The sequence below is a fragment of the Salinicola lusitanus genome (genome assembly GCF_038648475.1).
GTDB lineage: Bacteria > Pseudomonadota > Gammaproteobacteria > Pseudomonadales > Halomonadaceae > Salinicola > Salinicola lusitanus.
This window is the reverse complement of record NZ_CP151919.1, coordinates 3,506,254-3,531,591: the sequence shown is the minus strand read 5'-3', so window position 1 is coordinate 3,531,591 and position 25,338 is coordinate 3,506,254. Positions and strand designations below refer to the sequence as shown.

Genomic DNA, 25,338 nt, shown 5'->3' with positions numbered 1-25,338 from the left:
CATGGCCAGCTATGTCGTTCGCCGCCTGCTGTTGATGATCCCGACGCTATTGGGAATCCTGCTGCTCAACTTCATCATCGTCCAGGCGGCGCCGGGCGGCCCCATCGATCAGATGATGGCGCGCTTCGAGGGCTTGAGCAGCACCGCGAGCACCGGCCTCGAGGGCGGTGGCGGGGACAGCGTCGGCGGCAACGACTCCCGGCGCCTCCAGGGCGTCAACGACCAGTTGCGCCAGACGCTGACCGAGGAGTTCGGGTTCGACAAACCCGCCTGGGAGCGCTTCGCCCTCATGCTGCGGGACTACGCCACTTTCGATCTCGGTGATAGCCTGTTTCGGGGCCAGTCGGTCACCACCCTGATTCTGGATCGACTGCCGGTATCGATCTCGCTGGGTCTCTGGACCACCCTGCTCGTCTACCTGATCTCGATCCCGCTGGGCATTCGCAAGGCGCTGCGCCACGGCAGCGCCTTCGATATCTGGTCCTCGGGGGTGGTGATCGTCGGCTACGCCATTCCCGGCTTCCTGTTCGCCATCCTGTTGATCGTGGTATTCGCTGGGGGCAGCTACCTCAACTGGTTCCCCCTGCGCGGGCTGACCTCGGTCGATTTCGACGAGCTCTCCCTGCTGGGCAAGATCCAGGACTACTTCTGGCACATCACGTTGCCCGTGGCTGCCTCGGCGATCGGCAGCTTCGCCACGCTGACGATGCTGACCAAGAACAGCTTTCTGGACGAGATCCACAAGCAGTACGTGTTGACCGCGCGCGCCAAGGGCGCCTCCGACCGGCGCGTGCTCTACGGCCATGTCTTTCGCAATGCCATGCTGATCATCATCGCCGGCATGCCGGCGGCACTGATCGGCATCTTCTTCACCGGCTCGCTGCTGATCGAGGTGATCTTCTCGCTCAACGGTCTGGGGCTGCTCGGTTTCGAGGCCGTCATGCAGCGTGATTACCCGCTGATCTTCGGCACGCTCTATCTCTATACCCTCATCGGCCTGCTGCTGAAGCTGGTCTCAGACCTGACCTATGTCTGGGTCGACCCACGAATCGACTTTGCGACCCGGGAGTCGTGATGACACCGAATCGACGTCAACGGCTCTCGCCGATCACCCGGCGCCGGCTCCAGGTCTTCCGGCGCCACGGGCGCGCATACTGGTCGCTGTGGCTCTTCGGGTTACTGTTCGCGTTCAGTCTCGCCGCGGAACTGATCGCCAATGACAAGCCGATCGTGATGCAGTATCAGGGCGAGTGGTACGTCCCCATGCTGGTGGATTACCCGGAAACCGAGTTTGGCGGGTTTCTCCCCACCACGGCCGATTACCGGGACCCTTTCGTGCGCGAGCAGATCGAGCGCCACGGCTGGATGCTCTGGCCCCCGGTCCCCTTCTCCTACCAGACCCTCGATCGCGATATTCAAGGCCCGGTCCCCTCCCCGCCGGGGGCACGCCACTGGCTGGGAACCGACGATCAGGGTCGCGACGTGTTCGCGCGGGTGCTCTACGGCTTCCGCCTGTCGGTGACATTCGCCCTGGCCCTGACCGCGGGTTCGATTCTGCTCGGCGTCTTCATCGGCGGCGCGCAGGGCTACTACGGCGGCAAGATCGATCTGTTCGGCCAGCGCCTGATCGAGATCTGGTCGGGACTGCCCGTGCTGTTCCTGCTGATCATCCTGGCCAGCCTGGTCGAACCCAACATCTGGTGGCTGCTGGGCATCATGCTGCTGTTCTCCTGGCTGGGCCTGGTGGACATCGTGCGTGCCGAATTCCTGCGTGCCAGGAACCTCGAGTACGTCAAGGCGGCCCGAGCCATGGGCCTGCCCTCCCGGTTGATCATGCGGCGCCACGTGCTGCCCAACGCCATGGTCGCCACCCTCACCTTCATCCCGTTCCTGTTCACCGGCGCCATCACCACCCTGACCGCACTGGACTTTCTCGGTTTCGGTTTGCCGCCGGGCTCGCCATCGCTGGGCGAGCTGGTGGCCCAAGGCAAGAACAACCTGCAGGCGCCGTGGCTCGGCATCACCGCCTTTCTCTCTCTCAGTGTGATGCTGTCGCTGCTGGTGTTCATCGGCGAAGGCCTTCGCGACGCCTTCGACCCGCGCCATATCATGACGTCGACGACCGCAGCACGACCTCCGCTAGCGGCAACGACCCAGGCACAGGACAGCCAGCCATGAGTCAAACGCCCCTGTTCGAACTGCGTCGGTTTTCGGTCCACTTCGGCGAGACGCAAGCGGTGTCCGAGCTTGACCTGCAGGTGGAACAAGGCGAGACCGTGGCCATCGTGGGCGAGTCCGGCTCCGGCAAGTCGGTCAGCGCCCTCGGCGCGCTGGGGTTGCTTCCGCCTGGCAGTCGGGTGACGGGGACGCGCACCTTCGCCGGCCGCGACCTGGGCCGGTTGAGTCGGCGGGAATGGAACGAGCTTCGCGGCGGCGGCATCGGTTTCGTCTTTCAGGAGCCGATGACCTCGCTCAATCCGCTGCACACCATCGGCAAGCAGCTGCGGGAGACGCTGCGCCTGCATCAGGGTTTGCGTGGCAACGCCGCGACGCGGCGTGCCCGGGAGCTGCTGACGCAGGTCGAGCTTCCCAGAGTCGACGAGCTCATGGCAGCCTGGCCTCACCAGCTCTCCGGAGGCCAGCGTCAACGGGTCATGATCGCCATGGCGATCGCCAACGAGCCACAGCTGCTGATCGCCGACGAACCCACCACGGCACTGGACGTCACGGTGCAGCGGCAGGTTCTGGCGTTGCTGGACCAGCTCCGCCAGCGGCTCGGCATGGGCCTGCTGTTGATCAGCCACGATCTCAATCTGGTCCGGCGCCACGCCGACCGGGTGGTCGTCATGCAGCAGGGCAAGCAGGTGGAGACCGGCCCAGCTCGAACCCTCTTCGAGACACCGCAGGCCGCCTATACGCGCCAGTTGATCGACGCCGTACCGTCCGGCCGCCCCAGGCCGCTGCCACCGCAGAGCGAGCTGCTGCTGAGCGCCAGCAACTTCAGCGTGACATTCAAGCGGCCCAAGCCGTTGCTGCGCCCCAGCCCGCCGGCTTTCGTCGCCGTCGAACCGCTGTCACTGGAACTCCGCCGCGGTGAGACTCTCGGCGTGGTCGGCGAGTCCGGATCGGGCAAGTCGACCCTGGCCTCGGCACTCATTCGACTGCTGCCCTCCAGCGGTGAGATCCACTTCGCCGACCAGCGTCTGGACCAGTTGGGCGGTGAAGCGCTTCGACGCCAGCGGCGAGCGCTCCAGATCGTGTTCCAGGATCCCTACGGCTCACTCTCGCCCCGTCTGTCGGTTGCCGACATCATCAGCGAAGGACTACGCTTTCATCACCCCGAGCTGACGCCGCCGGAGGTGACTGAACGTGTCGCCGAAGCCCTTCACGACGTCGATCTGCCGGCGGATTGCGGTCACCGTTATCCCCACGAGTTCTCCGGCGGTCAACGCCAGCGTATCGCCATTGCCCGCGCGCTGATCCTGAAACCCAGACTGCTGATCCTCGATGAGCCGACTTCGGCGCTGGATCGCACGGTACAGAAGCAGTTGATCGAGCTGTTGCGTGACGTCCAGGCGAAACATGACCTCACCTACCTGTTCATCAGCCATGATCTCGCCGTGGTACGCGCGATGGCTCACCGGATTCTGGTGCTCAAGGATGGCAAGGTCATGGAACAGGGCGACTGCGAAACACTGCTGCACTCGCCCCGAACCGCCTACACGCGAGCCCTTATCGAAGCCTCGTCATTGACCTGATAACGCTCGACCGTTTGTTTTGGCTGGAAAACAAGATAACGGTATAAAGTTGTCAGCCGTTGACGCGATCATTCGAAGGCTGCGACTTCTTCCGGACGCAGATGGCGACACTCCCCCGGCGCCAGCTCCGGATCGAGGGCCAAGGGACCGATGGATTCACGATGCAAGGTCACCACCGTATAGCCGACCGCCGTCAACATCCGGCGAATCTGGTGATAGCGCCCCTCGGTCACGCCGACGATCACCTCGGACTCGCCAACGGCCTCGAAAGTCGCCGGTTTCGTCGGTTTCTCGTCGCCGTTCAACATGATGCCCTCCGCGAACTGCTTCGCCACGTGTGCCGCGTCGGCGGCGGACAGGGTTTCTCCCAGTGTCGCTCTGTAACGCTTCTCGCAAGCGTGATTGGGCGAGGTCACGCGATGGGTCCACTTGCCGTCATCGCTGATCAGCAGCAGTCCCGAGGTGTCGACATCCAGCCGCCCTACCGGATGCAGGCGCTCGATCTGCTCGATCTCGATCAAGCTCATCACCGAGGGGTAGTGAGCCGGGCGCAGCGAGCACTCCACTCCGACCGGCTTGTGCATCATCAGATAGCGCCAGCCGATCCGCGCCAGCGCTGATCCCTGCCAGCGAATGTCCTGGGTATCGGAGACCTGGCGCGAGGCATCGCGCACGGTCTCGCCATCGACGCTGACTTCCGACTGACGCAGGGCACGCTTGGCCTGGCTGCGCGTCAGCTCGGTGGCTTCACTGAGAAATCGGTCCAACCGCATGGGTTCTAGACACTCCTAGGTGGGCGGCGGGCCTACAACCAGCCGCGATATTTGAAGTAGAGATAGGGCGAGATTCCCGACAGCGCCATCAGGCCGATCGCCATCGGATAGCCGAAGCTCCAGCTGAGCTCCGGCATCACCTCGAAGTTCATCCCGTAGATACTGGCGATCATGGTCGGCGGCAGAAACACCACCGAGGCAATCGAGAAGATCTTGATGATCTGGTTCTGCTCGATATTGATGAACCCCTGAGTGGTATCCATCAGGAAGTTGACCTTGTCGGACAGGAAAGTGCTGTGCGACATCAGCACCTCAACGTCCTGCAGCGCCTCCTTGGCCTGCTCCTGCAGCTCGGCGTGATAGCGCAGGTGGCGAATGAGAAAGTAGAGCGAGCGCTGGGTGTCCATCAGGCACAGGCGGATCTTGCCCACGCTGTCCTCGACCTTGGCCAGCCGATCGATCGCCTCTTCCAGGTCCGCATCCTCGATCTCCAGCACCATATGGCTGACCTGCTCGAGGTCGCGGTGCATGTCCTCGATGCTGTCGGCGAGGTTCTCGACCTTCTGCTCGAACAGCGTGACGATCAGCGACTGCGGCGAATGGGCCTCGGTCTGACCGCGCCGTGCGCGCAGCCGGAACAGGCGAAAGTCGGCCAGGTCGTCCTCGCGCAGCGACAGCAGCCGCTGCGACTGGAGGATGAAGACCACGGTATTGGTCTGGTGCTTGCCCTCGTTGCGGGATAGAAACAGCGAGTGCACGTGCAGGCCGTCGGTATCGGTGAAGAAGCGCGCCGAGGACTCGATCTCCTCGATATCGGTATTGGCCGGCAGCTCCTCGGCGAGGAACGGCTTCAGCGCCTCGCGATCCTCGTCACCGAGGTCGTAGGCATCGATCCAGTTGGCCTCCAGCAGGCGTTCGGCGACGGCGCCGTCGCTGAGCTCCTGAAAATCGGCCTGGTCGAGGCGAAAGGTTCGGATCATTGCTCATCCTTACTCATTGCAGGTGATCGTCGAGGTCGATCAACGCGAAGGCATCTGCGTCTCTCCAGGCGGGGAAGGTATCGCGAAACGATGACAGCGCCGCTGCTGACAAGCTCACCGTCTCGACGAACGGCGTGTCGGTCGGGTGATCGATCATCGGCTCGCCCTTGAAGTCCACGACCATCGAGTCCCCGGCGTACGCCAGCCCGTTGCCATCCCGCCCCACACGGTTGACGCCAATGACGTAACCGAGATTCTCGATCGCCCTGGCCTGCAGCAGCGTCCGCCAGGGCCGTCTACGCGGCGCCGGCCAGTTGGCGACACACAATAGCGCATCGTACTCGAAGGGCTCGGGCGCACTCGGTCGTTGGCGCAGCCAGACCGGGAACCGCAGGTCGTAACAGACCGACAGCAGCAGCCGAAATCCCTTCAGCTCGACGACCTTGCGGGTCTGCCCCATCGCGTAGTGCAACGGCTCGTCACCCATTCGGAACAGATGGCGTTTGTCGTAGTGCTCGACACCGCCGTCCGGCGTCACCCAGTAGAGCCGGTTGTATCGGGCGCCACCATCGGCGATCGCCAGACTGCCGGCGATCACGCAATCACGCTCGCGCGCCTGGCGCCGCAACCAGTCCAGCGTGGGGCTCGCCTCGGCCGGCTCCGCCATCCCTTCGGCATTCATGGTAAAACCGGTGGCAAACATCTCCGGCAGCACGATCAGATCCGTCCGGCTTCCGTCCAGCGTGCCCATGCGGTGATCCATCAGCCGCCGATTGGCCTCCGGGTTTTCCCATTCGAGCTCGCTCTGGACGAGGCTGACTCGTAGCTCGTTCATGGCTTTTCCTCCTGCCGCATGTCGGGATCGATCAATTCGTCAACGCGAATGGCTGTCATGATAGATTACCCGGCCTCCAAACCCGAGAGCGACGAGCAGCGACATGTCGGCATCCCCCTCAGACAAGACCCTGTCAGGCAGCGTAGAACCGTCGATCGATACGCCACGCAACGAGACCCGCCGCGGTGTCGGTTACGGCATTACCGCCTACGCCCTCTGGGGATGCTTCCCGCTCTTCTTTTCGCTGTTCGACGGGGTACCGGCCTTCGAAGTGCTGATCCAGAGAATTCTCTGGTCCTGCATCTTCCTGATCGCCGTGGTCACGCTGATGGGGCGCTGGCCCGCCATCCGCAGCAGTTTTCCGGGGCGCCGGGAGGCGATCCGCGGACTGGGATGGATTCTGGGATGCGCGCTGCTCATCGCGCTGAACTGGGGGCTCTACATCTATGCGGTGGAAACGCATCGTGTGCTGCAGGCGAGTCTGGGCTATTTCATGACCCCACTGGTCAACGTTGCCCTGGGCATGCTGGTCCTGCGCGAACGGCTCGGCCGCTGGCAGAAGGTGGCAATGGGACTGGCGCTGGCGGCAGTGATGCTGCAGCTTCTCCTGCTGGGGACCCTGCCCTGGATCAGTCTGGTGCTGGCCATGACGTTCGGCAGCTACGGTCTGCTGCGCAAGCGCGTGCCGCTGGATGCGCTCTCCGGCCTCCTGGTGGAGACCAGCCTGCTGCTGCCGCTGAGCTTGGCGTCCCTCGCCTGGCTGACATGGCACGGGCAGTCTCACTTCGGTGTCAGCTTCGATATCACCGCGCTGATGATCGTCAGCGGCGTGGTAACCACCCTGCCGCTGCTCGCCTTCGCCGGTGCCACCAAGCGCCTGACCCTATCCACCATCGGCTTCCTGATGTATCTCAACCCCACGCTGCAGTTTCTGCTGGCACTGTGGGTCTTCGGCGAGCCTCTCGTCTGGCCTCAGCTGCTGACCTTTGCATTGATCTGGGTCGGCCTCGGGCTCTACTCGATGGAGGCGTGGCGCGGCCACCGCAGGACCCTCGCCCGTGGCCGCGATGGCGTGGCGAAATGAGTGCATCGGATCGACTTCCGCTGCCGAGCAACCTGGCTGGGACGCCCGTCCGAGCTGACGGCGCCCGGGCGCAAATCGGGAGGTCGTGGGGAAGCGTCGCCGGGTGTTACACCTGCAGCCCCATGATCTCCTTGTAGGCGGTTACCAGACGGTTACGCACCTGAACCCCCATGTCGAAGGAGACACTCGCCTTCTGCATGTCGATCATCACGTCGTTCAGCGCCACATTCGGGTCGCCGGCCTGGAATGACATGGCCTGCTGGTTGGCGGTCTGCTGCATCTGATTGATTCGTCCAAGCGATGCCTGCAACTCGCCGGCAAAACTGCCGCCTGTCTCGTTCAGCGATGGCTGCGATGCCGCGGCCTGACCGCTTGCCTGGGTCGATAGCGCCTGCATCTGCTGAAGCGCTGCTTGAATGGCTGGAGCACTCATGAGGGGTTCCTGTATGACGATGCTCACGGCCATGATGCCGGGAGCCGTCGTGGTAATCGACGCTGGCAGCCTATCAACAGCGTGACCACGACCATCGCGGTAAATGCGTGTGAAAACACCGGCTTTTCCCACCTTCAGCGTTAACAGACCGACACATAATGGCTGCCATCAAACTAACGCCCCGGCCAGAGCCACATCGGAGCAGCACCCCGAGCGTGTCGAGGTACGGATGAGCAGACGCGTTGCAGGGAGCAGACTACTGCCATGTTGTCGAGTTGCACCACGTGCCATGATCGGAGCACGACATGAGCACGGCCACGTCGCCCAACGACACTTCGAACCCAGGTAGTTCGTCCGCACGCCAATCGACCCGACAGACCGCGTCGGAGACGACTGCCGGCGGACGCGACTGGTTGAGCAAGCTGCAGGGGAACCCGCGCATACCGCTTATCGTGGCCGGCGCCGCTGCCGTCGCCATCGTGATCGCGCTGCTGCTCTGGGCTCGCGCGCCGGAGTACCGCGTCCTCTATTCCACCCTGACCGATGCCGACGGCGGTCGCATCATCAATCAGCTCGATGCCATGGGCGTCCCCTACCGGTTCAGCGAAGGCGGTCAGGCACTGCTGGTGCCCGCCGACCAGGTCAGGCCCATTCGTCTCAAGCTGGCGGAGCAGGGTCTGCCGGAAGCCAGCGGCGTCGGCTTCGAGCTGATGGACGACCAGGCCTTCGGCATCAGCCAGTTCGCCGAGCAGGTCAACTATCAGCGGGCGCTGGAAGGAGAACTGGCCCGCACCATCGGTACGCTGGGCAGCGTCGCCCGGGCTCGCGTCCATCTCGCCATGGCCAAGCCGTCGGTATTCGTCCGCGAGAGCCAGCCTGCCACCGCCTCCGTCGTGCTCGATCTCCAGCCGGGCCGCGTCCTGGGTGAGGGCCAGGTCAACGCCATCGTTCACATGGTTTCCAGCAGCGTGCCCCAGCTGGCCGTGGACGACGTCACCGTGATCGATCAGAACGGCGACCTGCTGAGTCGCCCTGCCAGCAACGCCAGTCAGCTCGACGGCAGCCAGCTCGACTACGTCAGCAACCTCGAGAACCAGTATGCCGACCGCATCGAGGCGATCCTCGCCCCTATCGTCGGCGCGCGCAATGTCCGGGCACAGGTCACGGCCCAGGTCGACTTTTCCCAGCGGGAGCAGACCGCGGAACGCTACGGTCCCAATCAGGCACCGAACGAAGCAGCGGTTCGCAGCCAGCAGAGCAGCGCTTCGTTCCAGAGCAATGGCGATCTCGCCATGGGCGTCCCCGGCGCCTTGAGCAACCAGCCGCCGGGTACCGCCGCCTCGCCGATCAACGCGCCGGCGACCCAGGCGCCGGCCCAGGACCAGAATGCCGCCAACGACAATGGCAACGGCAACCAGGCCGACGGTCAGGCGACGGACACCCAGGGCACGGACACCCAGACCGCGAGCAATACCGATACCGGCCAGGTGCATCGTGACAGCACGATCAACTACGAAGTGGATCGTACCGTCGAGCACGTCAAGCAGCACAGTGGCGATATCGACCGCCTCTCGGTTGCCGTCGTGGTCAACTATCGCGACGGCGTCGATGATGCCGGCAACCCGACCCGCGTCGCCCTGAGCGACACGGAGATGGAGCAGATCCGTGGCCTCGTGCGTCAGGCGATGGGCTTCTCGGAGGCACGCGGCGACGACCTCGCGGTCGTCAACAGCCCCTTCCAGGCCAATGCACCGGAGTTCGAGACGCCGCCGTGGTGGCAGACGCCGGAGATCTGGAGCCTCGCCAAGAGCGTGCTGAAGTATCTCGTCGTGGCGCTGGTCGCCCTGTTCCTGTGGTTCAAGCTGGTCAAGCCGCTGGTGCGTCGCCAGACCCGCGAACCGGTTCCGGCCCAAGCGACCTCGCCCATGTCCGCCACTGATGCGGCGGCCGCGGCGGCAAGCTACCAGAGTGTCGGCGCTGGCGCCGGCGTCGACAACGCTGGCCGCGCCGGTGGTGCATCGCGTGGACGAGATCGCAATCGGCGCGGCGCTTCGAGTTACGAGCAGGATCTCAAGGACGTCCGTGAAATCGCCCAGGAAGACCCGCGCCTGGTCGCCATGGTCGTCAGAAGCTGGATGGACAAATCATGACGACGGCAATGACCGGCGCCCGACGTGGCGCCATCCTACTGCTCTCCTTGGACGAGGACAGCGCTGCCGAGGTATTCAAGTACCTCTCGAGCCGCGAGGTGCAGGACATCAGCCAGGAGATGGCCAAGTTGGGGCAGGTCTCCCACGAGGAGATGGCGCTCGTTCTACGGGAATTCCACGCCGAGACCGAGCAGTTCACCGCCATCAACCTGCACTCCAACGACCATATCCGTGCGGTGCTGACCAAGGCCCTGGGCAGCGAGCGCGCCAGCAGTCTGATCGAGGACATTCTCGAGACCAGCAACACGGCATCGGGCATCGACTCCCTGAACCTGATGGAAGCGTCGATGGTCGCGGAGATGATTCGCGACGAGCACCCGCAGATCATCGCCACCATCCTGGTGCACCTGGAGCGCGGCCAGGCCGCCGACATCCTCGAGCTGTTCGACGAGAAACAGCGCGATGACGTCATGCTGCGCATCGCCACGTTCAGCGGCGTGCAGCCGGCGGCTCTGCAGGAGCTCACCGAAGTGCTCAGCTCGATGCTGGACGGCACCAACCTCAAGCGCAGCAAGATGGGCGGCGTGAGAACCGCGGCCGAAATTCTCAACCTGATGAATTCCGCCCAGGAAGAGCAGGTCATCAACGTGGTTCGCGCCCACAGCGAAGATCTGGCGCAACGCATCATCGACGAGATGTTCCTGTTCGAGAACCTGCTGGATATCGACGACCGTGGCATCCAGCTGGTGCTACGCGAGATCGAGACCAACTCGCTGGTCATCGCGCTGCGAGGCGCGGAGGAAGCGTTGATCGACAAGTTCACCCGCAACATGTCCCAGCGTGCGGCACAGCTGATGCGCGAAGACATGGAGAATCGTGGGCCGGTGCGCCTGTCCCAGGTGGAGAACGAACAGAAAGCGATCCTCGGCGTCGTGCGGCGACTGGCGGACTCCGGCGAAATCGCCCTGAGCGGTGGCGACGATGGCTACGTCTGATCACGGCGACCGTTCCACGTCCGGCGATCGTGGCGAATGGCACCGGTGGCAGATGGAGGAGCTGGGCTATCCGTCCGCTTCCGAGCCGTCCACCACGCATGCCGACGCCCGCCGACGCCGCCAGCGTCAGGATGCCGAGGCCAAGGCGCGCCAGAGCATCGCCGAAAAAGCCCGACTCGAGGGGCTCGAGCAGGGCTACCGCGAGGGACACGAGCAAGGCTATCAGGCTGGCTACAGCGAGGGCGTCAAGGAGGGTAACGCCGCTGCCGAGCTGGAGTTCAACAAGCGGCTGGACATGACCCTGGCACCGCTCGTCGGGCTGGCCGACAACTTTCGGCTGGCGCTGGCATCGCTCGACGCCGAGATCGCGGATCAACTGGTCGAGCTGGCGCTGATCGCCGGTCGCCAGCTGGCCGGCGAATCGCTGGCTGCCAAGCCCGAACACATCCTCAGCGTGGTGCGGGAACTGCTCGATGCCGACACCACGCTGAACGGCAAGCCTCGGCTCTGGCTGAACCCGCAGGATCTCGAACTGGTGAAGTCGACGATGAGCGACACACTCGAGGCGAGCGGCTGGGAATGCCACGCCGATCCGACGCTGGAGCGTGGCGGCTGTCGTGCCACCAGCGCCGGTGGCGGTCTGGATGCGAGCCTGAGCACGCAGTGGAAGGCCATTCTCGATCAGCGCCGACGCTCGCGGACCGGTTCGGCCCCCGTGGAGTCAACGCCGCTGGCGAAGGGAAATTCCGATGACGGAGAAGCGCCCGGTGAGTGACATCGGCCAGTCGTCGGAGGCACCGGAGGTCGCCTCGCACCATCAACGCTGGCGCCTGGCGCTGGACAAAGTCACCCAGCGGGTCGAATCGCTCTCCCACTACCGTCACGAGGGGCGGGTCACCCGCGCCACGGGACTGGTGCTGGAGGCCGTCGGCATCCGTCTTCCCCTGGGCAGCGCCTGCCTGATAGAACTCTCTGCCGGCACGGGCAACGGCGATGGCGAACGGTTCGCCGAAGCCGAAGTCGTCGGTTTTTCCGGGGACAAGCTGTTTCTGATGCCACTGGCCGACACCAGCGGCTTGCTCCCCGGCGCCCGCGTACTGGCACTCAGCGGCAATCGCCTCGACGTTGCCAGCGCGAGACGCTTTCCGCTCGGCGAAGGGCTGCTCGGGCGCGTCGTCGACGGCAATGGCCGCCCTCTCGACGACCACGGCCCCCTCGAACAGCTACCACACGCCCCCCTCGAGACGCCTCCCATCAATCCCCTGGCCCGAGCCCCCATCGATACCACCATCGACGTCGGGATTCGTGCCATCAACGGCCTGCTGACCGTGGGTCGCGGCCAGCGCATGGGTCTGTTCGCGGGCTCCGGGGTGGGCAAGAGTGTGCTGCTGGGCATGATGGCCCGCTACACCGACGCCGACGTCATCGTCGTCGGCCTGATCGGCGAGCGTGGGCGCGAAGTCCAGGATTTCATCGAGAACATCCTCGGCGAGGAGGGTCTGGCCCGTGCCGTGGTGGTGGCGGCCCCCGCCGACACCTCGCCGCTACAACGCATGCAGGGCGCCGCCTATGCCACGCGCCTGGCGGAGGATTTCCGCGACCAGGGCCGCAACGTGCTACTGATCATGGACTCGCTGACCCGATACGCCATGGCCGCTCGGGAGATCGCCCTGGCGATCGGCGAACCCCCGGCCACCAAGGGCTATCCCCCGTCGGTATTCGCCAAGCTGCCCGCGCTGGTCGAACGAGCCGGCAACGGCAAGCGCGGCGGCGGCTCGATCACCGCGTTCTATACCGTCTTGACGGAAGGCGACGACCAGCAGGATCCGATCGCCGATTCCGCCCGCGCCATCCTCGACGGCCATATCGTCCTGTCACGGCAGTTGGCGGAGAGCGGCCACTATCCCGCGATCGATATCGAGGCCTCGATCAGCCGCGCCATGCCCGCGGTGGTCGACACCAGGCGTCTCCGCCAGGCCCAGGGATTCAAGCAGATGATCTCCCGCTACCAGCGCAACCGCGACCTGATCAACGTCGGCGCCTACGTCAGCGGCCAGGATCCTCAACTCGACCGCGCCGTCGCCCTCTATCCGCGGCTGGAGACGTTCCTGCAGCAGCGAATGAACGAGACGGCGGGGATCGACCATACCCGCACCGAACTCGACCGGCTCATCCCGATCGACGACTGAGCCGTCACCCCGGCGCATTGCCCCTATCCCCTGATCTCGAACGGGAATAGTGGCTTTTTTTGACGCTTATCGAACCTTTGGGGTGGCACCGGCGCCGTCACAATGGGAGTCGTTGAATTCTCCCGTCGCCATGATGACGGACGGATGGATAGGAGGTAACGCTTTGGCCAACATGCAAGCCATGGAGATGCTTCGAGACCTGGCACAACGTAGCAGTGACAAGGCCGTGGAGAGTCTCGGTCAGTTACAGCGTCAGCAGCAGGAAGCCCAGACCCAGTTGGGTCAACTCCAGCGCTATCGGGAAGAGTACCAGCGCAAGCTGCACGACAGCCTGACGCAGGGCGTCTCCTCCAGCCAGTGGCGCGACTATCAGCAGTTCATCGGCTCTCTCGACAAGGCGATCGAACAGCAGCAGCGACGGCTCGGCGAGCATCAGACCCGGGTCGACAGCGGCAGGCAGCATTGGCAAGGCGAGCGCCGCAAGCTCAACGCCTACGAGACGCTGCATGCCAGGGGCGAGCGCGATGCCGCCTATCACCAGGCTCGCCAGGAGCAGCGTCACAGCGACGAGATGGCTGCGCAGCTGCGACGTCGTCAGCAAGACGCCCGACACTCGCAGCAAAGCTGAAGTAGAGATTCGGCGCACCGAATCGAGGCCTGATCCGAAGCGTCACCCGACCACGAAACCGACGGCCCCCGCCCATGGAACTTTCTGCAATCACCGCCGTGACCTTGCCCCCGGATCGTAGCGCGAGTGCCAAAGGCAAGGCCTCCAGCGAGAGCGCCCCTTTCGCCGACTCCCTGCAGCGGGCGACGGCCGAAAAAACAGCGCGACCGGCCGCACAGAACGGTACGACCGCCGCCAAGACGCCGAATTCGGACGCCGATGGGCGGACCAGCGGTGAGGCAGCGAACGCCGTGGCGGCGCAACCGCCTGCCACCGATAGCGCCGAGGCCGGCACCGGGTCGTCGGTCGCGCCTACCGTTCCCGCGCCGCAGGCGCTCGACGAGGAAGACATCTCCAGCCTTCGGGCCATCCTGGCCAGCCTCTCGCCCGCCGCCGACGATCCGTCGGGCAGCCGAGCGGTCGACGGGGAGTCGAGCTCGATTGATGCGGACTCTCTCGCCGCCATGGTGGCCGGTTTGCCGCTCGCCATGGCGTCGCAACCACCGAATGCCGCCAGCGGCACTGGCGCAAGCACTGGCCCAGCCTTGCCGAACGCCGGGCAACGGGAACTGGCGCAGCAGCTTTTCAAGGCCACCGTCACCGCACCGCCGGCCGATGGTGACGAGGCCGCCACGCTCGAGGCACCGACCGCCGACGTCGGTCGGGCCGGAACCTCGGATCGCGCCAAGGCGACCGTCAGCCAGCCGGGCTTCGGTGGACTGCTGTCAGCCATCGATAGTCGACGCAGCGATGGCACTACGTCCGGGGCCAACTCCGGCATGACCGCCATGAACGGTCAAACGCCCGCCCTCCCCGGCGCTTCGGACAGCGCAGCCGTGACCGCGGCGAGCCAGATCGGCGATGTCGCATCGATCAGCCTGCCCGAGCGAAATGCGTCGGACGTCGGTTCCGTTCCGACGCCCCGCTCCGATATCGGCTCGTCGGCGACCGCCACCACGTCGCCGACCGGTGCGGCGAGCCCTGCATCGGCGGGCTCCTCGACACCCGGTTTCATCAATGCCCCGGTACAGTCCCCCCAGTGGCCGGCCTCCTTCGGCCAGCAGGTAGTGCAGATGCACCAGCGCGGCGACCAGCAGATGTCGCTTCGCCTCCATCCCCAGGAACTGGGACCGCTGAGCGTCTCGCTGACGGTTCAGGATCAGCAGGCACAGCTCCAGATCCTGTCGGCGCACGCCCCGGTTCGCGCCGCCGTCGAGGCGGCGATCCCCCAACTGCGTCAGGCGTTGGCCGATAGCGGTATTGCGCTGGGCGAAGCGATGGTGAGCGATCAGGGCCACTTCCAGCAGGGGCACTCCTCCGGCGATGACCGTCCGCGTCACGGTGGCGGAGCTGCCGGCTCCCTGTTGACGGCGACGGGCATCGAGCCGGTCGATGACGTCACGGCGAGGAGCATCGCGCTGACCGGCAATGGCAACATCAACCTTTACGCCTGACCGGCGCTGCCGATAACACGGATGACGGCTGGCTCGTGCCAGCCGTGACACCAGGTCGTGCGGCGAGCCGGCGACCGCAGCGTCCCTTCTCGGTAGCAGCGTGACACGAAAGGGGAAGTTGACCGACCGGAAGGCGTCTTTTCCGGCGATCGCCAGGCCGCCCGCCACCGCATAATCCGCTGCAACTTCCAGAGATCACCCGTAATGGCAGAAGCAATGGCCGCACCCCGTAAAAGTCGATCCCTACTCGTGGTAGGGCTCCTGATCGTCCTGCTGGCGATCGCGAGTTCGATCGCCGTGTACTTCTTCCTCGATGCCCGTGGTGGTAGCGAGGCGACCGATGTCGTCGAGGAACAGCCGACCGAGCCCCCCGTGCCGATATTCGTGACCATCCAGCCATTCACGGTCAACCTGCAGAGCGACTACGGCGACCGGCTGCTCTACGTGGGCCTGTCGCTGCGCGTCAACGACGATCAGACCCGTGAATTTCTGACCCAGCACATGCCGGAAGTTCGCAGCCGTCTGCTGATGCTGCTGTCCGGCAAGAGCGCGGAAGAGCTGATCAAGCCCGAGGGCAAGGTCAAGTTGAAGCAGCAGATTCTCGGTCTGTTCGACGACCCGATCACCACGCCACAGCCCACGTTAGCCATCAGTGACGTGCTGTTCTCCGACTTCATCGTGCAGTAAGCGGACGCCAGGCCAACCATGTCCCAAGACGACCTGTTATCGCAGGAAGAGATCGATGCCCTCCTCAACGGCGTCAGCGGCGATGACGACAAGCCCGCCGACGAGCCGAAAGGCGAGCGTCGCACCCGCCCCTTCGATCCGGCAAACCAGCATCGGGTCGTTCGCGAGCGCCTGCAGGCGCTGGACATCATCAACGAACGTTTCGCGCGTCTGTTTCGGGTCGCGCTGTTCAACCTGATCCGGCGCAGTGCCGACATCACCGTCTCCGGCGTGCGCTACCAGAGCTACAGCGAATTCGCGCGCAACCTGCCGGTGCCGACCAATCTCAACCTGATCAGCCTCAAGCCGCTGAAGGGAACGGCGCTGCTGGTGTTCCCGCCGGGACTGGTCTTCATGGTGGTGGACAATCTGTTCGGCGGCGACGGGCGATTCCTGACCAAGTCGGACGGCCGCGAATTCACCGCCACCGAGCAGCGGATCATCCAGCGCCTGATGTCGTTGGCGCTGGAGGGCTACAGCGACGCCTGGAAATCGATCTACCCCCTGGAGATCGACTACATGCGCTCGGAGATGCAGGTACGTTTCGCCAACATCACCAATTCGCCGAACGAGATCGTCGTCAACAGCACGTTCCATCTCGAAGTCGGCAATCTGGCCAGCGACTTCAACATCTGCATACCGTTTTCCATGATCGAACCGATCCGGGACATTCTCTCCAGTCCGATCGGTACGCTCGACAGCGACGATACCCAGTGGGAATCGCGCATGGCCGGCGAGATCAAGCAGACCCAGGTCGAGCTGATCGCCGACTTCGTCAAGATCCCCTCGACCATTGGCGACGTGCTGTCGCTGGAGGTCGGGGACGTTCTTCCCATCGACATTCCCAAGGCCATCGACGTGCGCGTCGACGGTGTGCCGGTCATGACCTGCGAGTACGGTAACCGACAAGGCCAGCGCGCACTGCGGGTGAAACATCTCATCGACCATGGTACGTACTCCGCCATGAAGGACTTCGACAATGAGTGACGATCAAAAACCGGGATCCCAGAAGGGAGCCTCCGATACGGCCGGCGACAGCCAGCAGGAAGCCGAGGATCTGTGGGCCGCGGCGATGGCGGAACAGGGCGTGGAACCCGAGACCGAAGAGACGGAAGCGCAGGCCGAAGACACAGAGCCTGCCCAGGCACCCGATGTCGACGCCAAGGCGAAAGCGACGCCCGCGGCGGCGAGCTCGGTGGATGCCGGGATCTTCCAGTCCTTCGACCAGGGCGGAAGCGACACCCGCCAGCCCCGCGACCTGGGCGTGGTGATGGATATCCCGGTCAAGCTCTCGGTGGAGCTGGGCAGAACCCGTATCACCATCAAGCAGCTGCTGGAGCTTGCCCAGGGCTCGGTCGTGGAGCTGGACGGTCTCGCCGGCGAACCCATGGACATCCTGATCAACGGCTACCTCATCGCCCAGGGCGAAGTGGTGGTCGTGGATGACAAGTACGGGATTCGAATCACCGAGATCATCACGCCCTCCGAGCGCGTCCAGAAATTGAACCGATGAACGAAGCTACCCTACAGCAGGCTACCCAGGCCGGCGGCAGTGACAGCATCGGTCTGCTGATGATGGGCAAGACCGCGGTCTCCCTGCTGGTGGTCGTCGCGATCATCCTGGCCTGCGCCTGGCTGCTCAAGCGCCTCGGCCCCAATCGGCGGGCAGGTACGCAACATCTCCGCGTGGTGGCCAGTACGCCGGTGGGGCAGCGCGAGCGCGTGGTGATCGTCGCCGTCGCGGATCGTTGGCTGGTACTGGGTGTCGGTGGCGGACAGGTGACCAGGCTGGACACCCTCGAGCCACCGACGACGCCCGAGGTCGAGCCGCCGGGATCAGCACCTGGCGGCTCCTTCGCCAGCCGCTTCGCCCAGGCGCTGAAGCAGAACGCCCGGGGCGTGGTCCGTGGCCGGCACAACGGACGGGACGGCAGCTAGTGGCGATGACGCTCCGACTCACCCCACGCCATGTCGCCGCCGGTCTGGTGGCGGTGCTGGCGTTGACCGCAAGCCAGTGGGCGATGGCGCAGGCCCTGCCCGGCATCATCAGTGAGCCGATGCCCGACGGCGGCCAGCGCTGGTCGCTGAGCCTGCAGACCCTGCTGTTCCTGTCGTCGCTCGCCTTCCTGCCGGCGATGCTGCTGATGATGACCTGCTTCACCCGAATCATCATCGTCCTCGGGCTTCTGCGTACGGCCATGAGCACGCCGTCGGCACCACCGACCCAGGTTCTGCTGGGACTGGCGCTGTTTCTCACCTTCTTCGTCATGTCGCCGGTGCTCGACCGGGTCTACGACGAGGCCTGGCAGCCCTTCTCGGCCGAACAGATTTCACTGGAGGAGGCACTCGATCGGGGTAGCCAGCCTTTCCGGGAATTCATGTTCGCACAGACCCGCGAGGCCGATCTGGCGATGTTCGCCCGCATCGCCGACATCGGCGCAATGCAGGGCCCGGAGGACGTCCCGATGCGGATCCTGGTGCCGGCGTACGTCACCAGCGAACTGAAGACGGCATTCCAGATCGGCTTCACGATCTTCATTCCGTTCCTGATCATCGATCTCGTCGTGGCCAGCGTGCTGATGGCGCTGGGGATGATGATGGTGCCGCCGGCCACGATCTCGCTGCCGTTCAAGTTGATGCTGTTCGTGCTGGTCGACGGCTGGCAGCTCCTGATCGGTTCGTTGACCCAAAGCTTCTATTTTTCCTGAGTTCCTGACATGAATCGCGTCGTGATGGCATGTCGCGGGACCATACGGAGGTGAGCAATGTCTCCCGAGATGGTAATGAGCCTCGCCTATCAGGGCATGAAGGTGACCCTGATGATGGCAGCGCCACTGCTGCTGACTGCGCTGCTGATCGGCCTGCTGGTGAGTCTGTTTCAGGCCGCGACGCAGATCAACGAGATGACCCTCTCCTTCATCCCCAAGATCCTCGGCGTCTTCGCCATGCTGATCGTCTCCGGCGCCTGGATCATCCAGCTGCTGGTCAACTTCACCCGGGAGCTGCTGCAGAACATTCCCCAGATGGTCAGTTGAGACGCTGTCGCCGGCGATGATCGACATCACCTCCGACCAATGGCTGGGCTGGCTGCAGCTGTTCTTCTGGCCCACTGTTCGCATCCTCGCGTTCTTCATGGCCTCTCCGCTTTGGAGCCTGCCCAGCGTACCCACACCGGTGAAGGCCCTGTTCGGCGCCGCCATCGCCGTCGCTATCGCGCCGTCGCTGCCAGCGATGCCGGCGATCCCGCTGTTCTCGCTGGAAAGCTTCGGCATCCTGCTGCAGCAGATCCTGATTGGCATTGCCATGGGGCTGGTGCTGCGGATCATGATCGCCGTGGTGCAGACCGCCGGCGAATTCATCAGCATGCAGATGGGGCTGGGATTCGCGACGTTCTATCAGCCGGATGCCGGCACCAACACCATGGTGCTGTCGCGAATGCTGGAACTGCTGACGCTGTTGATGTTTTTGGCGATGAACGGACACCTGATCACCATCGAGATCCTGGCCTGGACCTTCGAGGTGCTGCCCATCGGCGCGACTTCGATCGATGCCAGCTTTGCCGAGACCCTGGCCCGCTGGGGAGGCACCATCTTCTCCTCGGGCCTGCTGATGGCCATCCCCATCGTCACTGCCCTGCTGCTGATCAACCTGTCGCTGGGCATCCTCAACCGGGCTTCCCCCCAGCTGTCGATCTTTTCTGTGGGTTTCCCGATGACGCTGACCGCCGGCCTGGTAATGATCACCGCCCTCATGCCGGATCTTGGCGGGTTCTGGCATGACCTCTTCACCCAGCAGCTGCGTTTCATGCAAGGCATGATCGAGCAGATGAGCGGTACGCCCTGAGACGGCGGGGTCGGCCCGAAAGTCCCGCTCCCGCAGGCACGATGCCACCGTCGGAGGGCACCAACGACAAGGGCGCACCCTCTGGATGCGCCCTCCTTCCTGCTATCGTCCTGCCGCGCCCGCCTCAGACCGCTATCCCGGCTGGCCGCCGAAGCGCCAGTACGCTCACATCATCTCGAACAACGACGTCCCCTGGAGATCGACGAAGGCTTTCTGCGCCGCCTGCAGCCCCACCTGGCGCAGCACGTAATCGGAGATCGCGGTGGTGTAGTCGAGATCGATCAAATCGCTCTGGGTCTGGGTGTAGGCGATCTTGCGATCGCTACCCACGGTATCGAGCGTGTCCAGCTCGTTGAGGCGCGCGCCGACGGAAGCCCGCACGGTCAGCACGTTATCCAGCGCGTTGTCCATCTCCCGGCTGGAAGTCGACAGCGTATTGGCAAAGGCGGCCTTGTCGACATCCGAGTCGAGCGGCTTCTCCAGCGCCGAGAGCATGTTCTCCAGCGTGGTGAATACGTCCGGATTCATGTTCTTGGCGGTGCCGACGTCCAGCCCATCGCCATCGGCCGGCGTGCCCTCCAGGGTGAGACGCACCCCGCCGAACTCCAGGGTAGCGCTGGTGCCGTCGTAGTTGCCGGTGGTGTCGCCATCCGGTCCGCTGATCGTGTAGTCGAAAGTGCCATCGCCATTGGCACTGAACGAGATCGCGTAATCGTCACCGTATCCCGGCGCGGTGGTATCGGCGACCTGTGGACCGGTGAACGTCAGCGTGCCGGCGTTGTCCGCGTCGGCCCGGGCGATGTAGCCGGCCCCTCCCGCCACGGTCTGGAACACGTCACGGCCGGTATTGCCCACTTCCATCAGACGCGAGGAGTCCACCTTCTGCTGGCGAACCTGATCGGCGCCGGCGTACTGGACCGCGCCGGTAGCATCCTTGACGAAAGGCTCGGCGCCGTCCTGATAGCCACCGAACAGATAGCTGCCGTTACCATCGGTCGAGTTGGCCTGGCCGAGAAGCGCTTCGTAGACACCGCGCATTTCGGTCGCCATCGACTGGCGATCCGCATCGCTCAAGGTGCCGTTGCCGGCCTGGACCATGAGCTCCTTGGCACGGGTCAGCGAGTCGGAGACACTGTTGAGAACGCTCTCCTCCTGGCTCAACGAGTTGCGTGCGGTGATCCGGCTGTCGCTCTGCTGGGCGTTGGACGCCAGCGACTGCGACACGCCCACCGCGCGCGAGGCGGCCTGGGGATCGTCGGAGGGACGCACCACGCGCTTGCCGGAGGCGATCTGTTCGCCCACCTGCATGAAGGCGCTCTGCTGGCGGTTCATCGAGCTGACACTGCGCTCGAACATCATCACGGTGCTGACACGCACGGCTCTCTCCTCGAAGGCGCCTCCACACGGCGCACTCAATGGCTATTCAATAACGACGCGAAATCGACTCTTGGCGATCCCTGGCTCAGGCTCGCAGGCCCAGGATCGTGTCCAGAATGCTCGAGCCCGCCTCGATGATCTTGGCATTCGCCGAGTAGTACTGCTGGTACTTCAGCAGGTTGGCGTACTCTTCATCCAGGTTCACGCCCGAGTCGGCCTGCTGATAGGCGAAGAGCTGGTCGCTCAACCCCGTCTGCGTGGTGAGGTTGGCCTGGGTGATCGCAGCCCGATTACCGACATCGCTGACCAGCGAGGCGTAGCCTCCGCTGAATGTCTTGCTGCCGCCGACCAGCCTCTGATTCTGCAGGTCAAGCAGAGCCAGGGCGTTGCGGTTATCGCCGCTACCGCCACTGTCGGCATCCGCGGCGGCGATCTTGTCGGTATCGGTAACCGCGACTTCGAATACACCCGCGGCGTTGCGCGTCGGCTGGAGCATGAAGACATCGCCTTCGGCGGGCGTGCCACTCGGCGTCAGGGTCACGCCACCGACGGATAGCGTGCCATCCCCGGCCGGCGATACCGAACGGGTCTCGCCGCTGCCGAGGTTCTCGACCGAATAGCTGCCGTCCGCCTGATAGGTGAGCCGGTAGTCGTCCGCCGTCAACTCGCTGACATCACCGTACTCGGCGGCCAGCGAACCGCTCCCGTTGTTGACCGCGCTGCTGACGACGGTCGGACTGCCGATGGCGAAGAACGCCTCGCCGGCATCGCCGTTCAGATCCACCCCGGCTTCATGCTGGGCGTTGAAGCTGCGGGCCAGCGTCACCGCCAACTGGCCGAGCTGGTTCTGCGTGCTATCGAGGGTCTCGCTGCGGAAACTGAGCAGCCCGCCCAGCTCGCCTCCCTTGACCACGGACTCCTTGAGCGCGGAGCGCGTCCCGCCGCCATCTTCATAACCGAGCGTGATGGACGAGGGATCTTCATTGCCCTTCATCGCCACCAGGTCGAACGACTTGTTGCCCGCGACCAGCGGCATGCCGTTGGAGAGCGATACCTGATAGGTGGAGCCGTCCTGTACCTGGACATTGACGTCGACCAGATCGCCGAGATCGCTGACCAGCTTGTCGCGTTGATCGAGCAGGGCGTTGGGCTCTTCACCGCTGCGAGCCCGCGCCAGCGTCACCTGCTTGTTGAGATCGGCGATCTGGTCGCTGAGATTGTTGACCTGGGTGACCACGTCGCCGATCTGACCGTTGATGCCCTCGCGCATGTCGCTGAGATAGCCGTCATAGGCACGGAACTGCGCCGTCATGCTGCGAGACGTACCCAGCACACCTTCCCGCGCCGCTGCGTCCGCTGGCGAACCGGTCAGATCCTCCACGCTGGAGAAGAAACCCTGCATCAGCGTCGTCAGGCCCGAGTCGCTGTCCGCCAGCAGATCGTTGATCTGATTGACCTGACTCTGGTAGGTCTCCAGCGCCGACTGCCGGCTGTTGACCTGATTGAGCTGCGAGCTGATATAGCTGTTGTACTGGCGCTGGATACCGTCGACGCTGACGCCGGATCCGGCGCCGCCGCCACTGGCATTCTGGCCCAGTAGCGTCAGCTGTCGACTGTAGCCATCGGTATAGACGTTGCTGATGTTGTTGCTGGTGGTGGACAGCGCGTTCTGTGCCGCGCTCAACCCACTGAGACCAATCGAAAACAGGCTCATATCGCTATCCCGTGAAACGCCATCCAGAGTCCGGCGCGGATCCATGCAAAGTTATGATTTCTATCGGCTGTATCCGCCACTTCTTGAATCCCGGCCGGGGTGATTTCGCAATGTTTTGTTACTGCCCACCGCCATGCGGCCAGGCCCTAGAAAATCGCGGAAGGTAGCGTATCCGGACCGAAGGGGTTGTCGTCGTCGCTGGTGGCGGCCGCCAGCAGCCCGCGGTCAGGAATGGCGTCCAAGCCGCCCAACTGCGCCATGATCGCCTGGAGCTTGGCGGCATATCGCGGATCCGTGGCGTAGCCGCCCTGCTGCAACGCCCGGGCAGCCTCATCGGGCGACGAAGCCGCTACCACCCCTTGGTAGCGGGGATTGTCCCCGATCAACCTGGCGTAGTCGGCGAACGCCTCCGTATAGGAGTCGTAGACGCGGAACCGGTCGGCCATCTTGATCGGCCGGCCATTCACGTATTCGGTGGTGGTGATTTCCGTGGTGGTGCCCTGCCAGGACTGGCCAGCCTTGATGCCGAACAGGTTGTGACTGTTCCCCCCTCCTGCCGTGGGGATCTCGCGCTGCCCCCAACCGGTCTCGAGCGCGGCCTGGGCAAGGATCAGTTCGGCGGGCACCCCAGAGGAGTGCTCGGCACGTTGGGCCGGCCCAGCCAACTGCTCGAGGAAAGCGCGAACGTGGGCCGGTCGGTCGCCGAAATCGGCGCCCGACAGCCCTGTCGTCCCTGCGCCGGCCGACTCGCCGGCGGTCGCACCGCTGGCGGACGGCCCGGGCATCGCCAGACCATGTCGGGAGACGTCCGGCGCGAATCCGGGGGTGCGCAGGCCACCATGCAGCAGCCGCGGCGTGCCGCGGGGGATCCCGGCAATCAAGGTCGAGGCGTCCTCCCGCTCGCTGGCGGCCGGCAGCGCCGCTGTCCCGGGTAGGCCGCTGCCCTCGAGTTGCTGCACGAGCTGATCGGCCAGTCCCAGTCCCTTTCCCGCCAACTGCTGGGCCCACTGCTGATCCTGCATCGAGCGCATCATGTCCATCTGATGGCTCTGCAGCAGCCCGGACTTGGGACTGGCATCGCGCATGCTCTTGAGCATCATCTGCAGAAAGACGGCCTCGAACTGGCGCGACGCTTCCTTGAGGCTGTCCTGCGGCGAGTTCGCAGCGCTGTACTTGAGCCGCTGGACGCTCTGGACGTCGAGCGCGAACTGGCCGGAGAGATCGTTACCCAGTGCCATCAGATGATATCCAGTTCAGCGTTGAGCGAGCCTGCGGACTTCAGCGCCTGCAGGATCGACATCAGATCCTGTGGCGAGGCCCCCAGGGCATTCAGTGCGTTGACGACATCCATCAGGTCGGCGCTGGTCTGGACCACCTGCAGTGCACCGCCCTCCTGCTGCACGCTGATATCGGCATTCGGCACCACCACCGTATCGCCGCCGGCCAGCGCGTTGGGCTGACTGACCTGGGGGTTGGAGTCGATGACGATCGACAGGTTGCCGTGGGCGACCGCCGCGCGGTTCAACGTGACGGTATCCGACAGCACCACGGAGCCGGTGCGGGCATTGACGATCACCTTGGCCGGGCCGCGTTCGGTGGTGACGTCGACCCCCTGTACCCGGGCCAGGAAGGTGACCCGATCGTTGCTGTTGGCCGGCAGCTTGAGCTGCACCGTCCGCCCATCGAGCGCGGCCGCCACCGGCGCGCCGAACTCCTGATTGATGGCCGCCACCATCCGGCGAGCGTTCTCGAAATCGGATTGCTTGAGGAACAGGTCCAGGGTGCCGCTGGCGTCGCCCAGCCGCACCGGCACCTCCTGCTCGACCAGCCCGCCCCCGGGAATTCGGCCCGCCGCCAGGTGGTTGACCGACACACTGCTGCCGGCCGCCTGGGCGCCGGCGCCCCCCACATAGACGTTGCCCTGGGCCAGGGCGTAGACACGACCGTCCGCGCCCTTGAGCGGCGTCATCAACAGCGTGCCGCCCCGCAGGCTGTCGGCGTTGCCGACGGAAGAGACGGTGACGTCGATCTCTTGCCCCTGGCGCGAGAACGGTGGCAACTTCGCGGTCACCATGACCGCGGCCACATTGCGCAGCTGCATATTGGTGCCGGCCGGGATCGTCACCCCCAGCTGCGACAACAGGTTGGTGATGCTCTGGCCGGTGAACGGCGCCTGGGTGGTCTGGTCTCCCGTGCCGTCGAGGCCGACCACCAGTCCATAGCCGACCAGCGGGTTGTCACGCACGCCCGAGAAGTTGGCGAGATCCTGGATGCGTTGGGCCTGCGCACCGAGGCTGAACAGCAGCATCGTCACCAACGCCAATGTTTGTACCAGCGACGGGCGGCACGACCGGATCGAA

General features: G+C 64.6%; 25 protein-coding genes. 17 read left to right on the top strand and 8 right to left on the bottom strand.

Annotated features, from left to right (window positions below; genetic code table 11):
• The first annotated feature begins 1 nt into the window (after nucleotide 1).
• The 3 genes from AAGT95_RS15840 to AAGT95_RS15830 are packed head-to-tail and all read left to right on the top strand — an operon-like array spanning nucleotide 2 to nucleotide 3,758.
• Nucleotides 2-1,075, top strand: coding sequence for a microcin C ABC transporter permease YejB (locus AAGT95_RS15840; RefSeq protein ID WP_342594427.1), 1,074 nt, complete (start codon nucleotides 2-4; stop codon nucleotides 1,073-1,075).
• Entirely contained in the window at nucleotides 1,075-2,178 is a 1,104-nt protein-coding gene (locus AAGT95_RS15835; protein WP_342594426.1) for an ABC transporter permease, read from the top strand. Before AAGT95_RS15840 ends, AAGT95_RS15835 begins: the two co-directional genes overlap by 1 nt.
• Nucleotides 2,175-3,758 (top strand): dipeptide ABC transporter ATP-binding protein, encoded by a 1,584-nt coding sequence (locus tag AAGT95_RS15830; RefSeq protein ID WP_342594425.1) that lies wholly within the window; start codon nucleotides 2,175-2,177, stop codon nucleotides 3,756-3,758. Before AAGT95_RS15835 ends, AAGT95_RS15830 begins: the two co-directional genes overlap by 4 nt.
• Before the next feature lie 68 nt (nucleotides 3,759-3,826).
• Here AAGT95_RS15830 and AAGT95_RS15825 read toward each other — a convergent pair whose 3' ends face one another.
• Genes AAGT95_RS15825 through AAGT95_RS15815 form a run of 3 tightly spaced genes read right to left on the bottom strand, consistent with a single transcriptional unit; the run spans nucleotide 3,827 to nucleotide 6,346 of the window.
• Complete coding sequence (locus tag AAGT95_RS15825) at nucleotides 3,827-4,531, bottom strand: pseudouridine synthase (RefSeq protein ID WP_342594424.1); 705 nt, start codon at nucleotides 4,529-4,531, stop codon at nucleotides 3,827-3,829.
• Nucleotides 4,532-4,563: 32 nt separating this feature from the next.
• The gene (corA, locus tag AAGT95_RS15820; protein ID WP_342594423.1) at nucleotides 4,564-5,511 is read right to left on the bottom strand and encodes a magnesium/cobalt transporter CorA; all 948 of its coding nucleotides are present in this window, start codon (nucleotides 5,509-5,511) and stop codon (nucleotides 4,564-4,566) included.
• A 13-nt stretch (nucleotides 5,512-5,524) separates the two neighbouring features.
• Nucleotides 5,525-6,346: an amidohydrolase gene (locus AAGT95_RS15815; RefSeq protein ID WP_342594422.1), complete on the bottom strand. Its 822-nt coding sequence runs from the start codon at nucleotides 6,344-6,346 to the stop codon at nucleotides 5,525-5,527.
• 103 nt (nucleotides 6,347-6,449) lie between these two features.
• Between AAGT95_RS15815 and rarD the strand changes: the two genes are divergently transcribed.
• Nucleotides 6,450-7,430, top strand: a complete 981-nt coding sequence (rarD, locus tag AAGT95_RS15810; RefSeq protein ID WP_342594421.1) for an EamA family transporter RarD — start codon at nucleotides 6,450-6,452, stop codon at nucleotides 7,428-7,430.
• Between the two features lie 106 nt (nucleotides 7,431-7,536).
• Here rarD and fliE read toward each other — a convergent pair whose 3' ends face one another.
• On the bottom strand, nucleotides 7,537-7,863 hold the full coding sequence (fliE, locus tag AAGT95_RS15805; protein ID WP_110599933.1) for a flagellar hook-basal body complex protein FliE: 327 nt from the start codon (nucleotides 7,861-7,863) through the stop codon (nucleotides 7,537-7,539).
• Nucleotides 7,864-8,168: 305 nt separating this feature from the next.
• Here fliE and fliF point away from each other — a divergent pair, with 305 nt between their 5' ends.
• From fliF to fliR, 13 genes are all read left to right on the top strand, one after another.
• A complete protein-coding gene (fliF, locus tag AAGT95_RS15800) occupies nucleotides 8,169-10,013 on the top strand; it encodes a flagellar basal-body MS-ring/collar protein FliF (protein ID WP_342594420.1) in 1,845 nt (614 codons plus the stop codon).
• Nucleotides 10,010-11,008, top strand: a complete 999-nt coding sequence (fliG, locus tag AAGT95_RS15795) for a flagellar motor switch protein FliG (protein WP_110599937.1) — start codon at nucleotides 10,010-10,012, stop codon at nucleotides 11,006-11,008. The genes fliF and fliG overlap by 4 nt, the downstream gene beginning before the upstream one ends.
• Nucleotides 10,995-11,783: a flagellar assembly protein FliH gene (locus AAGT95_RS15790; protein WP_342594419.1), complete on the top strand. Its 789-nt coding sequence runs from the start codon at nucleotides 10,995-10,997 to the stop codon at nucleotides 11,781-11,783. The genes fliG and AAGT95_RS15790 overlap by 14 nt, the downstream gene beginning before the upstream one ends.
• Nucleotides 11,758-13,197, top strand: coding sequence for a flagellar protein export ATPase FliI (gene fliI / locus AAGT95_RS15785; RefSeq protein ID WP_342594418.1), 1,440 nt, complete (start codon nucleotides 11,758-11,760; stop codon nucleotides 13,195-13,197). Before AAGT95_RS15790 ends, fliI begins: the two co-directional genes overlap by 26 nt.
• Before the next feature lie 172 nt (nucleotides 13,198-13,369).
• Nucleotides 13,370-13,825, top strand: a complete 456-nt coding sequence (fliJ, locus tag AAGT95_RS15780) for a flagellar export protein FliJ (protein ID WP_342596539.1) — start codon at nucleotides 13,370-13,372, stop codon at nucleotides 13,823-13,825.
• A gap of 74 nt (nucleotides 13,826-13,899) precedes the next feature.
• The gene (locus tag AAGT95_RS15775) at nucleotides 13,900-15,318 is read left to right on the top strand and encodes a flagellar hook-length control protein FliK (RefSeq protein WP_342594417.1); all 1,419 of its coding nucleotides are present in this window, start codon (nucleotides 13,900-13,902) and stop codon (nucleotides 15,316-15,318) included.
• A 249-nt stretch (nucleotides 15,319-15,567) separates the two neighbouring features.
• Complete coding sequence (gene fliL / locus AAGT95_RS15770) at nucleotides 15,568-16,005, top strand: flagellar basal body-associated protein FliL (protein WP_240612350.1); 438 nt, start codon at nucleotides 15,568-15,570, stop codon at nucleotides 16,003-16,005.
• An 18-nt stretch (nucleotides 16,006-16,023) separates the two neighbouring features.
• The gene (fliM, locus tag AAGT95_RS15765) at nucleotides 16,024-17,031 is read left to right on the top strand and encodes a flagellar motor switch protein FliM (protein ID WP_110599949.1); all 1,008 of its coding nucleotides are present in this window, start codon (nucleotides 16,024-16,026) and stop codon (nucleotides 17,029-17,031) included.
• Nucleotides 17,024-17,557 carry a flagellar motor switch protein FliN gene (gene fliN, locus AAGT95_RS15760; RefSeq protein ID WP_110599951.1) on the top strand — a complete coding sequence of 178 codons (534 nt, stop codon included), beginning with the start codon at nucleotides 17,024-17,026 and terminating at the stop codon, nucleotides 17,555-17,557. Before fliM ends, fliN begins: the two co-directional genes overlap by 8 nt.
• Nucleotides 17,554-17,982 carry a flagellar biosynthetic protein FliO gene (fliO, locus tag AAGT95_RS15755; RefSeq protein ID WP_342594416.1) on the top strand — a complete coding sequence of 143 codons (429 nt, stop codon included), beginning with the start codon at nucleotides 17,554-17,556 and terminating at the stop codon, nucleotides 17,980-17,982. Before fliN ends, fliO begins: the two co-directional genes overlap by 4 nt.
• Before the next feature lie 83 nt (nucleotides 17,983-18,065).
• Complete coding sequence (gene fliP, locus AAGT95_RS15750) at nucleotides 18,066-18,752, top strand: flagellar type III secretion system pore protein FliP (RefSeq protein ID WP_110600468.1); 687 nt, start codon at nucleotides 18,066-18,068, stop codon at nucleotides 18,750-18,752.
• A 57-nt stretch (nucleotides 18,753-18,809) separates the two neighbouring features.
• The gene (gene fliQ, locus AAGT95_RS15745) at nucleotides 18,810-19,079 is read left to right on the top strand and encodes a flagellar biosynthesis protein FliQ (RefSeq protein WP_110599955.1); all 270 of its coding nucleotides are present in this window, start codon (nucleotides 18,810-18,812) and stop codon (nucleotides 19,077-19,079) included.
• Nucleotides 19,080-19,095: 16 nt separating this feature from the next.
• A complete protein-coding gene (gene fliR / locus AAGT95_RS15740; RefSeq protein WP_110599957.1) occupies nucleotides 19,096-19,887 on the top strand; it encodes a flagellar biosynthetic protein FliR in 792 nt (263 codons plus the stop codon).
• A 165-nt stretch (nucleotides 19,888-20,052) separates the two neighbouring features.
• Here fliR and flgL read toward each other — a convergent pair whose 3' ends face one another.
• The 4 genes from flgL to AAGT95_RS15720 all read right to left on the bottom strand — a co-directional run bounded on the left by flgL (nucleotide 20,053) and on the right by AAGT95_RS15720 (nucleotide 25,286).
• Entirely contained in the window at nucleotides 20,053-21,264 is a 1,212-nt protein-coding gene (flgL, locus tag AAGT95_RS15735) for a flagellar hook-associated protein FlgL (protein ID WP_110599959.1), read from the bottom strand.
• A gap of 85 nt (nucleotides 21,265-21,349) precedes the next feature.
• Entirely contained in the window at nucleotides 21,350-22,978 is a 1,629-nt protein-coding gene (flgK, locus tag AAGT95_RS15730) for a flagellar hook-associated protein FlgK (protein ID WP_110599961.1), read from the bottom strand.
• A gap of 146 nt (nucleotides 22,979-23,124) precedes the next feature.
• On the bottom strand, nucleotides 23,125-24,216 hold the full coding sequence (gene flgJ / locus AAGT95_RS15725; RefSeq protein WP_110599963.1) for a flagellar assembly peptidoglycan hydrolase FlgJ: 1,092 nt from the start codon (nucleotides 24,214-24,216) through the stop codon (nucleotides 23,125-23,127).
• Nucleotides 24,216-25,286: a flagellar basal body P-ring protein FlgI gene (locus tag AAGT95_RS15720; protein WP_280951677.1), complete on the bottom strand. Its 1,071-nt coding sequence runs from the start codon at nucleotides 25,284-25,286 to the stop codon at nucleotides 24,216-24,218. Before AAGT95_RS15720 ends, flgJ begins: the two co-directional genes overlap by 1 nt.
• Nucleotides 25,287-25,338 lie beyond the last annotated feature (52 nt).

Coding starts and splice junctions, on each gene's coding strand:
- fliJ (WP_342596539.1), top strand. CDS start 13,370: ATGCAAGCCATGGAGATGCTTCGAGACCTGGCACAACGTAGCAGTGAC.
- AAGT95_RS15840 (WP_342594427.1), top strand. CDS start 2: ATGGCCAGCTATGTCGTTCGCCGCCTGCTGTTGATGATCCCGACGCTA.
- fliR (WP_110599957.1), top strand. CDS start 19,096: ATGATCGACATCACCTCCGACCAATGGCTGGGCTGGCTGCAGCTGTTC.
- fliQ (WP_110599955.1), top strand. CDS start 18,810: ATGTCTCCCGAGATGGTAATGAGCCTCGCCTATCAGGGCATGAAGGTG.
- AAGT95_RS15835 (WP_342594426.1), top strand. CDS start 1,075: ATGACACCGAATCGACGTCAACGGCTCTCGCCGATCACCCGGCGCCGG.
- flgJ (WP_110599963.1), bottom strand. CDS start 24,216: ATGGCACTGGGTAACGATCTCTCCGGCCAGTTCGCGCTCGACGTCCAG.
- AAGT95_RS15790 (WP_342594419.1), top strand. CDS start 10,995: ATGGCTACGTCTGATCACGGCGACCGTTCCACGTCCGGCGATCGTGGC.
- AAGT95_RS15825 (WP_342594424.1), bottom strand. CDS start 4,531: ATGCGGTTGGACCGATTTCTCAGTGAAGCCACCGAGCTGACGCGCAGC.
- AAGT95_RS15815 (WP_342594422.1), bottom strand. CDS start 6,346: ATGAACGAGCTACGAGTCAGCCTCGTCCAGAGCGAGCTCGAATGGGAA.
- fliN (WP_110599951.1), top strand. CDS start 17,024: ATGAGTGACGATCAAAAACCGGGATCCCAGAAGGGAGCCTCCGATACG.
- fliG (WP_110599937.1), top strand. CDS start 10,010: ATGACGACGGCAATGACCGGCGCCCGACGTGGCGCCATCCTACTGCTC.
- rarD (WP_342594421.1), top strand. CDS start 6,450: ATGTCGGCATCCCCCTCAGACAAGACCCTGTCAGGCAGCGTAGAACCG.
- flgK (WP_110599961.1), bottom strand. CDS start 22,978: ATGAGCCTGTTTTCGATTGGTCTCAGTGGGTTGAGCGCGGCACAGAAC.
- AAGT95_RS15830 (WP_342594425.1), top strand. CDS start 2,175: ATGAGTCAAACGCCCCTGTTCGAACTGCGTCGGTTTTCGGTCCACTTC.
- fliE (WP_110599933.1), bottom strand. CDS start 7,863: ATGAGTGCTCCAGCCATTCAAGCAGCGCTTCAGCAGATGCAGGCGCTA.
- corA (WP_342594423.1), bottom strand. CDS start 5,511: ATGATCCGAACCTTTCGCCTCGACCAGGCCGATTTTCAGGAGCTCAGC.
- fliO (WP_342594416.1), top strand. CDS start 17,554: ATGAACGAAGCTACCCTACAGCAGGCTACCCAGGCCGGCGGCAGTGAC.
- AAGT95_RS15775 (WP_342594417.1), top strand. CDS start 13,900: ATGGAACTTTCTGCAATCACCGCCGTGACCTTGCCCCCGGATCGTAGC.
- fliM (WP_110599949.1), top strand. CDS start 16,024: ATGTCCCAAGACGACCTGTTATCGCAGGAAGAGATCGATGCCCTCCTC.
- AAGT95_RS15720 (WP_280951677.1), bottom strand. CDS start 25,286: ATGCTGCTGTTCAGCCTCGGTGCGCAGGCCCAACGCATCCAGGATCTC.
- fliI (WP_342594418.1), top strand. CDS start 11,758: ATGACGGAGAAGCGCCCGGTGAGTGACATCGGCCAGTCGTCGGAGGCA.
- fliF (WP_342594420.1), top strand. CDS start 8,169: ATGAGCACGGCCACGTCGCCCAACGACACTTCGAACCCAGGTAGTTCG.
- fliP (WP_110600468.1), top strand. CDS start 18,066: ATGGCGCAGGCCCTGCCCGGCATCATCAGTGAGCCGATGCCCGACGGC.